Origin of the sequence: Oceanospirillum sediminis (assembly GCF_014164585.1) — a bacterium.
GTDB lineage: Bacteria > Pseudomonadota > Gammaproteobacteria > Pseudomonadales > Halomonadaceae > Oceanospirillum > Oceanospirillum sediminis.
Window position 1 is genome coordinate 1 of sequence record NZ_JACJFM010000011.1, and the last position, 13,684, is coordinate 13,684.

General features: G+C 47.4%; 10 protein-coding genes. 4 read left to right on the plus strand and 6 right to left on the minus strand.

Going from position 1 to position 13,684, the window contains the following annotated elements:
- Positions 1-110: 110 nt before the first annotated feature.
- Positions 111-506, plus strand: a complete 396-nt coding sequence (gene bamJ, locus H4O21_RS10225) for a BamJ family beta-barrel-assembly machinery protein (protein WP_220495610.1) — start codon at positions 111-113, stop codon at positions 504-506.
- 107 nt (positions 507-613) lie between these two features.
- On the opposite strand, the gene H4O21_RS10230 is transcribed toward bamJ, so the two are convergent.
- From H4O21_RS10230 to H4O21_RS10240, 3 genes are all read right to left on the minus strand, one after another.
- Positions 614-1,849: a diguanylate cyclase domain-containing protein gene (locus H4O21_RS10230; RefSeq protein ID WP_182808774.1), complete on the minus strand. Its 1,236-nt coding sequence runs from the start codon at positions 1,847-1,849 to the stop codon at positions 614-616.
- Positions 1,850-1,978: 129 nt separating this feature from the next.
- A complete protein-coding gene (locus tag H4O21_RS25880) occupies positions 1,979-4,759 on the minus strand; it encodes an HD domain-containing phosphohydrolase (protein WP_255487253.1) in 2,781 nt (926 codons plus the stop codon).
- 466 nt (positions 4,760-5,225) lie between these two features.
- Positions 5,226-6,152 (minus strand): porin, encoded by a 927-nt coding sequence (locus H4O21_RS10240; RefSeq protein ID WP_182808776.1) that lies wholly within the window; start codon positions 6,150-6,152, stop codon positions 5,226-5,228.
- Between the two features lie 494 nt (positions 6,153-6,646).
- On the opposite strand from H4O21_RS10240, the gene H4O21_RS10245 reads away from it, so the two are divergent.
- Together H4O21_RS10245 and H4O21_RS10250 are read left to right on the plus strand one after the other, a co-directional pair.
- On the plus strand, positions 6,647-8,296 hold the full coding sequence (locus tag H4O21_RS10245) for an ATP-binding protein (protein ID WP_255487247.1): 1,650 nt from the start codon (positions 6,647-6,649) through the stop codon (positions 8,294-8,296).
- A 180-nt stretch (positions 8,297-8,476) separates the two neighbouring features.
- The gene (locus H4O21_RS10250) at positions 8,477-9,247 is read left to right on the plus strand and encodes a response regulator (protein ID WP_182808777.1); all 771 of its coding nucleotides are present in this window, start codon (positions 8,477-8,479) and stop codon (positions 9,245-9,247) included.
- A 206-nt stretch (positions 9,248-9,453) separates the two neighbouring features.
- Here the strand turns inward: H4O21_RS10250 and H4O21_RS10255 are convergent, their stop codons facing one another.
- The 3 genes from H4O21_RS10255 to H4O21_RS10265 form a co-directional block, all read right to left on the minus strand.
- Positions 9,454-10,992: a tripartite tricarboxylate transporter permease gene (locus tag H4O21_RS10255; protein WP_182808778.1), complete on the minus strand. Its 1,539-nt coding sequence runs from the start codon at positions 10,990-10,992 to the stop codon at positions 9,454-9,456.
- Positions 10,993-10,995: 3 nt separating this feature from the next.
- Complete coding sequence (locus H4O21_RS10260; protein ID WP_182808779.1) at positions 10,996-11,496, minus strand: tripartite tricarboxylate transporter TctB family protein; 501 nt, start codon at positions 11,494-11,496, stop codon at positions 10,996-10,998.
- A 231-nt stretch (positions 11,497-11,727) separates the two neighbouring features.
- Complete coding sequence (locus H4O21_RS10265) at positions 11,728-12,747, minus strand: tripartite tricarboxylate transporter substrate binding protein (RefSeq protein WP_255487248.1); 1,020 nt, start codon at positions 12,745-12,747, stop codon at positions 11,728-11,730.
- Positions 12,748-13,136: 389 nt separating this feature from the next.
- On the opposite strand from H4O21_RS10265, the gene H4O21_RS10270 reads away from it, so the two are divergent.
- Positions 13,137-13,616 carry a YbjN domain-containing protein gene (locus H4O21_RS10270; protein ID WP_182808780.1) on the plus strand — a complete coding sequence of 160 codons (480 nt, stop codon included), beginning with the start codon at positions 13,137-13,139 and terminating at the stop codon, positions 13,614-13,616.
- The last annotated feature ends 68 nt before the right edge of the window (positions 13,617-13,684 follow it).

Below are 13,684 nucleotides of genomic sequence, written 5' to 3' on the forward strand. Positions count from 1 at the left end.
CTCCACCCTGATTCAGCTGGATATTCATCACCTCCAGAAGCCCCCGATCAGCTGTCAATGGAACTGGTTTATATTTAACCGGACAGCAGTGGTCTGATGATAAAAAAGCGCTGGCAGAAAGCTCTCAGGCCGGACAGGCATTTCTGAACAGTAATGCTCAGGAAGAAGGCGTGCAGACAACCGCTTCAGGCCTGCAGTATAAAATACTGGAACCCGGTGAGGGTTCTCGTAACCCTGGAGCGACAGACCGAGTGCTGGTGCATTATCATGGCACTTTAATTAACGGCAAAGTTTTTGACAGCTCTGTGGAGCGTGGACAGCCTATTGATTTTGGTCTGAGTCAGGTTATTCCAGGCTGGACAGAAGGCTTGCAACTAATGGTTGAGGGTGAGAAAACGCGTTTCTTTATTCCCGCCCATCTGGCCTATGGTAATCGGGGCGTTGGTGGTATACCTGCAGGCTCAACTCTGATTTTTGATGTAGAGCTTATTAAGATTAATCCATGATAGAGGCCATCTGAGGACTCTGTCATAGCCATCAGATTGCACGGCTGAAGAAACAGGACTGGCGGCTTTTGTGCCGCCTTTTTATAAAAAAGCGCTGACAGGTTAATTTAGTGATACCTGCTGAGTTTTCGATCTGTCTGACTCAGGCTTTCCTGAAACAGCACAATCTGGTTTCGACCTTTCTGTTTTGCACTATACATTGCCATATCTGCCTTGCGTAGCAGGTCTGTTGCGTCCCGGCTATGGACTGGGGACAAGCTGACACCGATACTGGCTGTGACATGCAGTGGGCCGTCTTTATGTTCAAATGGCTGATCCAGAGTGCTGCGTATCTGTTCTGCAAGCGTAATAACCTTGTTCTGAAACCGGACACTTTCCACTGGCAGGTCAGGGCTGATCAGAATGACAAATTCATCTCCTCCAATGCGAGCAGCGATATCTGAGTGGCTAAGGCACAGTGTCAGGCGCTTTGCTGCCGCTTTTAACAGATCATCTCCTGTTTTATGGCCCAGTTCATCGTTGATAGGTTTGAAGCCGTCCAGATCAATAAATAATACACCGTGACAAAGATGTTTCTGTTTTAGCCGCTCCAGCAGCGTTTCTGTTAGCTTACGTCGGTTAGGTAAGCCCGTCAGGCTGTCATGGTAAGCCATATGTTTTATCTGCTGTCGGCTGGACTGAAGCAGACGGTCATTCCGCCGTACAATCCAGAATAGATAAGCGTAAAGCATCATCAGGCAAACACATACAGCGATAATACTTTTTTGTAAGCTGGATTCCAGGCTATCGACCAGAGGGGTGACATCCTGGTAGACCTCAATAATTCCTCCAACCTGCTGGGTGCCGGGAATCAGAATTGGTACGTATGAGGCGATGACATTCCGGTTATGTAGTGTCTTATGGTAGTGATCAATATGCTCTTTAAATTTCAGAGTGCTATGGCTCTGCCCATTCAGCGCTGCCTGTATACCGGGGTTTCCGGACTGATAGGAGTTAAGTTGTTCCGGGTTGGTCGAAAAAATGATACGTCCCTGAGAATTAAACAGGTGTACTTTGATAATATTCAGGTTCTGGATTTGTCGCTGAACATTGACCATCAGACGCTGACGGGTCGCAGACTGCATGGCATTTCGCTCAGATACCTGGCGGGTGGTCAATATATAGTTATGAAAGGAAGGCCAGAGGTTGTTACCCAGCATCCGGGACAGATGTTCATTTGCCTGGAACTCGTTTCTGGTCAGTTCCTGCCAGGCCAGATCGCGTAAAAACCAGCCAAGGCCTGCAAAGGCAATACCTGTTACCAGCAAACATGAAAAGAGGAAGTTGCGATTTAACTTGAGCATAACAGGCAGGCGTTCAGGCAATTAAAAAAAAGATTATAACGTTGAGACTTCTGCAGAACCAGAAGTCTTACTGTTGTGTGGCAAAGGTTCGTCTTTATCAGGTGTACATATACAGGAGGCAGCCCGGATTCAGGCTGTTTCTGTGATCTCTTCCAGCTGTGACAGTATGTCAGCGGTCTCAGGAAAATCGAGCTGATCCGGCTGCAGAAACGCTTTACTGTAAGGCGTAAATGCATCCTGCGAGACCAGATAGTGAAACAACTGCTGATCAATATGACCATTCTGCGTCATGCCCACCATAATACTCATTGCCTGAGAAACCGATTTTGGCTTTTTATAAGGTCTGTCAGATGCAGTCAGAGCTTCAAAGATATCGGCAATCGCCATGACCTTTTCTGGAATCGACATTTCATCGCCATGGAGTCCTCTGGGGTAGCCTTTGCCGTCCATTCGTTCATGATGATTGCCCGCCAGTTCCGGAACCTTTTTCAGATGATCCGGCAGTGGCAGTGAGCTGAGCATCATGATGGTATGTACAATATGCTCATTGATCTTAAAGCGTTCTTCTGTTGTCAGAGTACCAAAAGGTATTTTCAGGTTGTAACACTCACCAAAATTAAAGGAGTGTTCTGGCAATGGCATATTAAAGCCCCAGATATTAGCCGGATCATCCGGAGCTACGGGTGGTTTACGCCCTTCCTGCCAGTCTACAATATGTTCTGGTCTGTCGTTGAGTAGCTTCTCACTGGCAGGCAGAGGCTGTTGCGGGATATCCGTCAGCAGGTTGAGTTCATCTTGTGACAGTCCTTTGCGGTTATCGAAATAACGTAACCAGCGCGTATTGGCAATACGTTCCAGTCGTGCCTGCTGTTCATCCCGAACCGGCAGGCTGCCTTCATTAATGCAAGCAATAAAATCAAAATCATCCCGAAGCTGTTGCTGCCGTTGAGTCAATTGTTGCTGCTGTTCATCTTCCGGCAGGCCTCTGGCAATATTTTTCCAGTAAGTGATTTCAGTATCACGCCAGAGTACTTCAAAACGGGTACGGACTTCATGAATCCGGTTATAAATTGTCTCCAGCTTAGTTGCTTTATCAATAACGTGTTCCTGGCTAAGGATTTTTCCACAATCATGCAGCCAGGCTGCAATACGAAAAGCCTCATGTTCTTGCTCTGACATAGAGAAATCTGCATATTGGCCGTGACTCTGACTTTCCAGATTATTAACCAGGCTAATGGCCAGCTTAGGAACGCGTTCACAATGACCACTGGTGTAAGGTGATTTGGAATCAATAGAATCGGCCAGCAGTTTCAGAATACCTTCTATCATAGCTTTCTGGTCATGTAGCAAACGGCGGGTTTCTATAGCAACAGCCGCTGAGCCCGATAGTTGTTCAATAAATTGTTGCAGATTCTCTTCGTGGTGGACTTTTTCTATTTCTCCATAGATCACCAGAAAGCCCTCCAGCTTCTGATCCCGTTTACGCAAGGGGATAATCAGATAGCGATGATCATCATTCAGCTGGGCTTTGATCGTCTCTTTTAATTCGTTGCCATCACTGTCATTGTGTTTCAGCTGTTCCGGGAAAAGTTCATTGGTGGTGGCGCTGGAGCGTTGAGAACCCTGTTTTTCAGCATCGTACAGATAAATAGCGCCATCCTGCAGGCGGGTTGCACTGACCAGATGAGTCAGTACTGTGTGTAGCATGAGTTCCAGGTCTCTTTCCCGGTTCAGCGTACTACTGATTTGCTGGAAGTGATAGATGGTGCCTGCCATATCATCGGCTACCTGACCGAGTTCTCTGGCTTCACGGATGACGGAGTTCACATGAATATTCTGACTGAAATCAAAGCCGGATAATGCTCTTACCTGTCGCGTCAATTGCTTAAAAGCCCGGCCAATGCGTGCTCCCGAATATAGCCCCAGAGCCAGCATTGCAATTGTTAGTGTAATTGCCCAGGTCAGCTGATTCCAGATAATCGCTTTAGCGCTGGCCAGTAACTCATTTTCAGGGATAGCAATAAGTACACGGATTTTATTGCCCTGGAAACCGGACACTGGCAGCCACAAGCCGAACCAGTCTCCTTCAGATGTTGATACAGTCTGTATCCCGGATGCAGGTGTGTCTGTTGCTGCCAGGTGGGTCAGGGGAGATATATTCAACGAATCAATTGTATTTAACCGGAAGCTGTCTTTTTCCCGGATAATCATACGATTCTGATCGGTATAGGCTAAAAGTCTGTTACCTGAATCAACGACTGCAAGCTCTGTATTTTCGGTCAGACGAAGGCTGGCCAGCTGAGCTGACAGGTCCTTAACAGAGGCGTCCATTCCTATCACTGCTTTACCTGTTCTGGCTTTCTGAGCCAGGGTAATACCTATTTCCCGAGTGGTATAAAACAGATAAGGGCTGGTCAGTACCTGTTTATCTGTTTTTCTGGCTTCTGTATACCAGCTTCGGGTTCTGGGATCATATTGATAATCGGATTTGATCTTCTTGCTGATCAATTGTAACTGTTGGTCATAGGCGCTCCAGCTGCCCTGCATACCCTGAGGAGTCTGAGTAATGGCCTGAAGCATAAATGAGACGTTATCGCCCAGGTGATATTTATTCTGAATAATAGGAGTAACCTTTCGAATCAGGAAAAACTCACCATTGGGATAGCCGGCATAGATAGCGCTCAGTACCTCATTAGATTGCAGGGCTTCCACCAGTACCGGGAGTCGTGCCATACGCTGATTCAGGGTTTCAGCCTGAAGCAGAGGATCATGGCTGAGTATCTGCAAGGCACTTTTAGCCGGACCGGTAATTCTCTGGGCCCGTTCATCAATGGTCAGACTCAGCTGCTGAGCTGTTTCTGTCGTTGCTATCAATAAGGCTTGTTTATTACTCTGGTAGCTTTGAACCATCAACAAAAGGCTTACCACAAACATTGCGCTGAAAACAGCCCAGCCAATCAAGAATTGTAACGGTATTCCGTGCCTGAAAAGTCTCATAATCCCTGCGATCCTTTATGATTATGCGCATCATTGTCAGCTGATCTGTGCTGGTATCAGACAGCATCAGAAAATATCGTGTGTTTGAAATGCGTCTTTGTTGTGAATAACGCCAGTGCTTTGTATCGGTGTGGGGAGGGTAAGGTTATTTTATGACAGATTCAGATCAGAGGGGAATGACTCTTTTTACGATATATGATTCATTTTAGTCTTAGTATCAGGTTTTCTGGTGAGATGCTGTTTTCGAAAATAACAAACAAAATAATACGCGACTTACAGACGAAATGGCTGCCTGAATGTTTATGGCAGCCATCTCTGAACTGACAATGCCAGACCACATCCCTGGTCTGGCTGATTTGTCTGTTGTATTTCAGTCAGATCAGAACTTTACGCGCAGACCTGCCAGGTAACCCATGTCGGCATTGTCTGCATCAGTATCAGCAATTTCTGCGAAGAGGCTTACATTTTTCTGAGTAGGGAATTTATAGGTCACATTAGCATACCACTCAGTGATATCGTCCCCAGCTTCTGGCTCAACGTTCGTCATACCCAGAACGACTTTAGTGCTTGGGTTTACAGGCATGCTGCCTACCAGATTGTATTGATCCTGAACGTCATCTACAGATGAGAAATCCGCAGCAATTTTAGCAACACCGGCATCGTAAGCAGCAGCAATACCCCAGGTATCTACTGAGTCAGCACCTACATTAGCTTTCATATTCTGGTATGCTGCAGACAGCTCCAGGCCGCTCATTTCAGTCGCTACAAACAGATCGAAAGATTCACCGTTCTCGCTGCTTTCTCCCTCAGCATCCAGCTCATAAGAAGCGATCAGTGTCATTGCACCCAGCTCCGCATCAACTCGAATCAGGTCGTCGCCAGAAGTACCCTGAGCATCAAAACCGTCTTCAGACAGAGTATCTTCATACTGTGCGTCAACACCAAACTCGTCAGTTGCATAGTCACGTTTACCGATAGAGACAGCTACGCCACCAAAATCCAGACCAACGTAGGCTTCTTCCAGTTTGCTGCCTTCGCGCTTGTCTTCTGCTTCATCTTTGAAACCAAAGTCAACCTGACCGAATGCTTTGATGCCATTGTTCAGATCATAAACAACAGAGTTTTTCAGTTCCAGATCATCGAACTCAACATCCGGGTTCTGATCGTCACCTACATCCTGACGCAGCTGAATCTGCCAGTCGCCTTTCAGAGTGTAAGTCAGGCCTTTACCTTCATAGATGGTAGCAGCATTTGCTGTGCTTGCAGTGGCAGCAATAATTGCAGAAGCCAGAATCAGCTTTTTCATGTGTTCCCCCAACATAAGAACAGTTCAAGTCAGTTAAACTGGTGCATGATTTATTAGTCGGTATAAAGCGTGCACGCGACAAAATTTGGTTTAGCCCTGTACTTGCGATTTCAGCGATTCCCTACCGGGATAAATAACGGTTAAACAGTGAGTAGAGTTTCTAATTTGCTGAATTTATTGCAAAAAAATTGCAGTGACTGCACAGAATTGCTGCAAAGGTTAAACTGGTAATATGTCAGAATGATTGCTCTATTGTTAAATATATATGGAAGTGGTGCGGTGCGGCATAAATGGCATCGCCTGATATTGATACCGGAGGACTGCAGAGAGTACCACTGATCAGGTAACAGAGTTTTCTCCTCTGGCGTACACTTAGCAAAAATCCGCGTAAACCCTCGCCCGATAGAGCGGGGAGCAGTCACTAAGCAGTGCTTGCCATTACTGAACTGGCAGGGCTGAATCTGATGGTGTGTTGAAATATCAGGAGTTTGTATTTGTCGCCTTTACTAAAAAAAATGACTCTGACCCTGCAAACCCGGATGGTCATCATCCTGGGCAGCTTTGCCTTATTGATCACAATGAGTATCGGCGTAGTCGCACTGAATATTATGTCAGATACTCTGGAGCAGCAGATTGGTCAGCAGGCACTCAGTGCTGCACGGGCAGTGGCGCGTTTGCCTCAGATCCGACAAGGACTGGAGGAAAAAGACAGCCGGAAAATTCAGCATCTGACCGAAGAAATAAGGGCTTCGATTGGTGCTCGTTTTATTGTGGTCGGCGATATCCACGAAATTCGTTACGCCCATCCTGTGCCTGACCGTATCGGTCGAAAGATGGTTGGGGGAGATAATGTCCGAGCTTTAGTGCATGGTGAAGAATATGTTTCAAAGGCGAAGGGCAGTCTTGGTTATTCTATTCGTGGCAAAGTGCCCGTGTACGGGTTCGGTGATGATGGTTATCAGCCGATTATAGGGGTGGTGTCGGTCGGTTTTATGCTGACTCAGGTTGAGCAGACCATCGTTATTTATCAGCAGGAGTTATGGTGGCTGGCCGGTATTGCCCTGGTAATAAGCCTGATGCTGGCTATGATGATCAGCAATTATTTTAAGCAAGCTATTTTTGGCTTTGAGCCAGAGCAGATCGCCCGTTTGTTTCAGGAACGTAATGCCACTTTGCAGTCTGTACGTGAGGGAATTATAGCTATTAACCCTGGTGGGGAAATTACGACCTTTAATAATGCTGCACTGGATATTTTTCGCCTGGCACCCGGAACTAATATGGCCGGACGTAATATTCTGGATTACCAGCCCAACAGTGAATTGATCCAGGTTATCAGAACAGGTCAGCCTGTACTGGATAAAGAAGATATTGTCGGGGGACAGCGTGTGGTCGTAAACCGGATACCTCTCATTCAGAATGGTGAAGTGATTGGAGCCGTGTCCAGTTTTCGTCTGAAAGATGAGCTGGACCAGTTGATGGACCAGCTCAACCGTATGCAAATTTATGCGGATACTCTGAGAAGCCAGGCTCATGAATATTCAAATAAGCTGCATACTATTGCGGGGTTGATTCAGGTCGGGGCCTGCGATCAGGTGATTGAACTGATCGGACAGGAAACCCGTGATCATCAGACATTATTACATCTGTTGTTAGATGCTGTGCCTGATCCGGTACTGTCGGGGTGCATCCTTGGGAAATATAACCGGGCAAGAGAGATGGGGCTGATTTTACAGGTCGACCCTGAAAGTTGTATGCAGGATCTTCCTGATGAGATACCCAGAGAATTACTGGTTACTATTCTGGCGAATCTGCTGGATAACGCGATGGATGCTAATCTTAGAAACAGTGGGCGTGAAATCCATCTGAGTATGACGGATCTGGGAAACGATCTGATTTTTGAAGTCGAAGATGAAGGCGGTGGCGTTGATCAGGCTATGGCCAGCACTCTGATGCAAAAAGGAGTCAGTAGTAAAGACGGTGAGCAACATGGCTATGGTCTTTATCTGGTAGGGCAGGCGCTGGAGCGACTGGGAGGCCATCTGATATTTGAGCCTTTGTCAGATAATGAAGGGAATGTTCTGCCAGGTGTCCGGGTTGAAGTGTATATTCCTAAACAGCCACCGTCTCAGATTGATTCCCTTTAAGAGAGGCAGTTACAGTAAAGGAGAGACAAGTATATTGAGCCGATTAACCCGCTTTGACGAAATAGATCTGCTTTCTGTAGATTCTTACGATAAATATTCGTTTTTCGTGGGGGCATGCGATAATAGCCGGCTCTGTAAAGAGCCTGCCCAATCATAAGACAAGAAAGGTTTGCGTGACGGATGACAGCTCAAGCGGGTTATCGCATTGTAATTGCTGAAGATGATCGGCGGATTGCTGAGTTACAGCAACGCTTTGTAGAAAAAATTTCTGGATTCAGTGTCGAAGCGATTGCCCTGACTCTGGAAGAAGCCAGAGACCTGGTGGATGTACTGGAGCCGGATCTGCTTCTGCTGGATATCCACTTTCCGGAAGGTACCGGACTGGAATTACTGAGCGAATTAAGAGGCAGCAATCAGGCGACGGATGTTATTCTGGTGACGGCAGCTAAAGAGGCCAGTACGCTACAGGCGGCGTTGCGTGGTGGGGTGTTTGATTACATTCTGAAGCCTCTGGTGTTTGATCGTCTGCAGGAAGCTTTGCATAATTATGCATGTCATCGTCAGAAAATGGATCGCCTGTTCCAGCAGGATAATGTTCTTGCACAACATGATGTTGACCAGTTGTTACCACGGTCCGATATGAATGGAAGTACCCCATCGGCTGTCAGTGCCGAACAGGATATATCTGATTCGTCTCATTCCGATCCTGTTTCCGCCGTCAGGGGCAATTTGCCGAAAGGTATTGATACACTGACCCTTGAGAAAATTCGTCAGGTATTCCGACAGAAAGGCATTAACCTGAATGCGGAGGCAGTAGGGCAACAGGTCGGTGCCAGCCGCACAACGGCCCGGCGTTATCTGGAATATCTGGTCAGTACGGAAGAACTGGTGGCTGATGTTAACTATGGCTCTGTCGGACGGCCTGAGAGACGTTATAGCCTGAAAACCTGATAGCGTCAGGTCTTTTTTATCTTTGTGCTCTGAGTTAGCCTGTTTTGTCTTTCTGTTTGTTCTGAAATTATCTTTTTTGCGGTCTGTATGGTCTTCCTGCAATACCAGACAGCAGAGATAAAAAAAGCCGGTGAACTCAGTTCACCGGCCTAACAGAGCTATGAATGCTCGACCCATTCCAATACCACAGAAGGAGACTCCTGCGGTCAGCTTCGACTGCTGCCAGTCATTGCTTCTTTCTGTGACCGTTGCTTTTGCAAAAAGTTCTGAGCAATAGGTGCAATTAATACAATAATTGTGACAGCCATAATTCCTGCGGTGATCGGACGTTCCCAAAGGAAGGATAAACTACCGTCAGAAATCAGCAGAGCACGACGCAGGTTATCTTCCATCAGCCCGCCCAGAACAAAGCCCAGCAGCAGCGGTGCCATCGGGAAGTTCAGCATACGCAGGCCAATCGCTGCGATGCAGAAGAACACCATCATATAGATATCGAAGGTGTTGAAGGACACCAGATATACACCTGTGATGGCAAAGAACAGGATCATAGGCACCAGTACGGTACGTGGAATCATCAGTAATTTAGAAATATAAGGGATCAGTGGCAGGTTCAGAATCAGCAGCACGATGTTGCCGAAATACATAGAAACAATCACTGACCAGAATACATCAGGGTTATCCACCATCATACGAGGGCCGGGCTGAATACCATAGGCGATCAGAGCGCCCAGCATGATGGCTGTAGTTCCTGAACCCGGAATGCCCAGTGTCAGCAGAGGAACAAACGAACCTGAAGAAGAGGCATTATTAGCCGCTTCAGGAGCCACCAGACCTCTCAGAGAACCGGTACCAAATTTCAGTTTCTCTTTTACACTGGCCAGATTACGCTCCATACCATAGGCCAGGAAAGCGGCAATAGTGGCACCAGCACCTGGCAGTACACCGACGATAAAGCCCAGTACAGAAGAACGAATAGCGGTTGGTGCTACTTCTTTTACTTCTTCTCTGGTCACTTTCATACTGCCCAGATTACTGGTATCGGTCTCGTTTTCTTCCTCTTTCATATGGTCACGCTTCAGAACAGCCATCACCACTTCAGCCAGTGCAAAAGTAGCCATAGCCAGCAGCAGGAAGCTGATGCCATCCATCAGGTCAATGGAACCAAAAGTGAAACGCTCTACGCCACTGGAACGGTCAGTACCGACGGTCGATATCATCAGGCCCAGTACTGTCATCAGCATCGCTTTCAGTACTTGCCCTTTACCAGAAAATGCCGCGACAGCCGTTAGCCCCAGTACCATCAAGGCGAAATAATCCGATGACTGGAAACTGAGTGACACGCTTGCTAACGCTGGTGCCGCGACTAAAAGGAAAAAGGCAGACAGAGTACCACCGGTAAAGGAAGCGTATGCTGCCAGCGCCAGGGCTTTACCTGCCTGACCTTTCTGTGCCATCGGATAACCGTCAAATGCCGTGACTACGGTACTGGAGCAACCTGGTGCATTGATCAGAATTGAGGATGTTGAACCACCAAAAATCGCACCGTAATACACACCCGCCATCAGAATAATACCGGTAGAAGGTTCCAGGCCATAAGTGATCGGGATCATCAGAGCGATAGCAGAAATAGGGCCAAGACCTGGCAGCATGCCAATAAAAGTACCCACGAAACAACCTACAAACACCATTAACAGGTTCATAGGCATGATTGCCGTTGACAGGCCGGTTAAGATTCCATCAAGCATGATTTATCCTCCGAACGCTGAGAACAGTTGACCCGGTGCCAGATAAATATCCAGCAGTTGAGTCAGCATAAACCAGAAAGCGACGACAAAAGGCAGAGATGCGCCAAAGAGCACTTTTTTACGACGTTCACCCAGAACCCAGTAGCCACCCAGCAGAAATACCGTGGTTGCTATGATAAAGCCCAGCCATTTCAGAGCCAGGGCGTAAAACATCATTAGCGCCAGCAGTTTAATAACGGTGGACCAGTCATAACCCAGAGCAGATTTCAGTACGGGTTGATCCAGGCTGACCTCTCTGGACTTTTTCAGTGAACTGATCAGTAATGAAAAAGACAGCCCGGCACCCAGAACAGACAGAGCAAAAGGCAGGGTGCGGGCTGTAAACGGCTCGTACTCATCACCGGGGTAAAAGGGAATTAACTGCGCAGAGGCGCCGTAAGCGATCGATAGAGCCAGGAAAATCAGGCTGCCGATCAGATCTTTATTCACAGGTTTAGAAGACATAACTTGCTCCGTAACGGCACCGGAAGTCCCGTTCCTGGTTTATTGCGTTCAGGTTCGATGTATATAGACCGCACAGTGTGTGTGGCAGTCAGAATATGGTATGAAAAGATCAGGCCACAGACAGAGCTATCACTGTTGATAGCAGTGATGCGATTGAAACGGATCTGTTCTCTGGCCTGATATTTAGTAAGAGACAGGCACCGGGGAAAGACCAGTGCCTGTACAGGAGACTTACTTCAGAAAGCCCAGTTCTCGCATCAGGCTCCCTACCTGTGCTTCCTGTTGCTCCAGAAACTGAGTAAATTCAGTCGTTGGTTTGTATACATTTACCCAGCCATTACGAGAACGAACGGTTTCCCAGGCTTCTGTGTTATACATGTCGCTCAGCACCTTAGCGTACTGTTCTGCTTTTTCAGAGCTCAGGCCCGGTGCGCCAAAGAAACCACGCCAGTTAGCAAAAACGGTATTATTCCCCATCTCTTTCAGAGTTGGCACATCCGGGGCGTCTTTAACGCGCTCAGGGGCTGTGATCGCCAGAATTCGGACCTGGCCCGCTTTGCTCATTTCCAGGGCTTCACCCAGTCCGGTCGACAGAATGTCGGCTTCGCCGGACAGCAGGCCTGCCATTGCTTTACCACCGGCATCATAAGCAATATAACGCAGAGCACGAGGATCCAGGCCTTCTTCTTTAATTGCCGCGGCTGGTACCAGGTGATCCAGACTACCGCGAGAGGAGCCACCGGCGACTTTTACTTTACGCGGGTTGCTACGAAAATCTTCAACAATCTGATCCCAGTGGGTGTATTTGCTGTCGTTACGAACTACTAATGCAGCATAATCGGCAATGGTCGCCGCCACGGGTGTCAGGTCCCGGAAAGACTGAGGGAACACCCCCATCAGAGAGCGCACTACAATCGGCGTGGAGTTCACCATCAGTGTGCCTTGTTGCTGTTTAGCGGTTTCAATCAGGTGCGCAATGGCTTTACCGCCGCCGCCGCCAGACAGATTCTGGAAAGACACGGTTTCTACCAGACCCGATTTTTTCAGGGCTTCACCCGTACCTCGGGCTGTACCATCCCAACCGCCACCTGCACCACCAGGAATCAGGAAGTGAATGCTGTCGACCTTATGGTCATCAGCAGTCGCAACGCCTGGAATGGTAAACAAACCAGTACAAGCGGCTACTGCAGTCATTTTCAGCAGCGTACGACGAGTGGAGGAAAATGCAGGTGTGTTTTGAGTACTTTTCATATCAGAACCTCGATGATTATTTTTATCAGCAAAATGCTTCTTAAGGTACTATCGGCATAAATTTTTTAATGTGCCCGGAAGGCACAGGTCAGGAATCTGTTCAGTTCACGGCAAGCAGAACTGATATGAACAATAGTTAAGCTTTGGTGACGGGAGAAGTTTGTGAACTTAAAGGCTTTTTTCTCTTTTATGGTTATTTTGTTCATAAAAACCATGAGGCATGGCAACAGAGGGCTCTGATAACAGACAGATTCAGGAAAGGTCACTGTAGAGGCGCTAAAAACAGAATGATAGCAATCAGTTAGCCAGAATAAGGGGCGACTTTCATAGCGGGCTGGTTATAATAAAGTATTGCTTGAACATAATCCGATACTGGCTTGAGGCTCTCTATGGAACCGCTTTTTGTACCTGATACAGATCAGGTCCAGCGCTGGCTGAACGAAGGTTCGACCACCAACTACATCTGCGAACACTGTGATGGTATTCATCTGTCTGAATTGCAAAGAATGGACGGGGTGCTGGATAGTCGTATCTTTGTAGAATCAGATCATCTGATTCTTACCACTGAGCTTGAACTCAGGCCCACGGCGATTCTGCCCCTGACAATAGAAATCGGGCGGCTTAATGTAGCATTTCCTAACTGTAAAATTTTTATGGAAGTCACGGATGAAGCTCTGCCAAAGCTGATTATTATGGATACCTTACACACCCGTGCTGGTGTTTCTTTCAGCCAGTTCCGCCACTTTCTGCTGATGATGATGGAGAGTACACGTCAGTTAACCAGTGATTGCCAGAGTATGGGGGTGCTGAGTTATCCGGATAGTCCTCAGGATGATGATGAGCAGGCTGATCATGTGTCTCTGCACTGATTATTCCTGTTATCTGATCTCGCAGTATCTGTAAAAAGAAATGCAGGCTGAAGTGAAACCTGCGTTTC

Coding starts and splice junctions, on each gene's coding strand:
- H4O21_RS10240 (WP_182808776.1), bottom strand. CDS start 6,152: ATGAAAAAGCTGATTCTGGCTTCTGCAATTATTGCTGCCACTGCAAGC.
- H4O21_RS10265 (WP_255487248.1), bottom strand. CDS start 12,747: ATGAAAAGTACTCAAAACACACCTGCATTTTCCTCCACTCGTCGTACG.
- H4O21_RS10270 (WP_182808780.1), top strand. CDS start 13,137: ATGGAACCGCTTTTTGTACCTGATACAGATCAGGTCCAGCGCTGGCTG.
- H4O21_RS10260 (WP_182808779.1), bottom strand. CDS start 11,496: ATGTCTTCTAAACCTGTGAATAAAGATCTGATCGGCAGCCTGATTTTC.
- H4O21_RS10230 (WP_182808774.1), bottom strand. CDS start 1,849: ATGCTCAAGTTAAATCGCAACTTCCTCTTTTCATGTTTGCTGGTAACA.
- H4O21_RS25880 (WP_255487253.1), bottom strand. CDS start 4,759: ATGGTTCAAAGCTACCAGAGTAATAAACAAGCCTTATTGATAGCAACG.
- H4O21_RS10250 (WP_182808777.1), top strand. CDS start 8,477: ATGACAGCTCAAGCGGGTTATCGCATTGTAATTGCTGAAGATGATCGG.
- H4O21_RS10255 (WP_182808778.1), bottom strand. CDS start 10,992: ATGCTTGATGGAATCTTAACCGGCCTGTCAACGGCAATCATGCCTATG.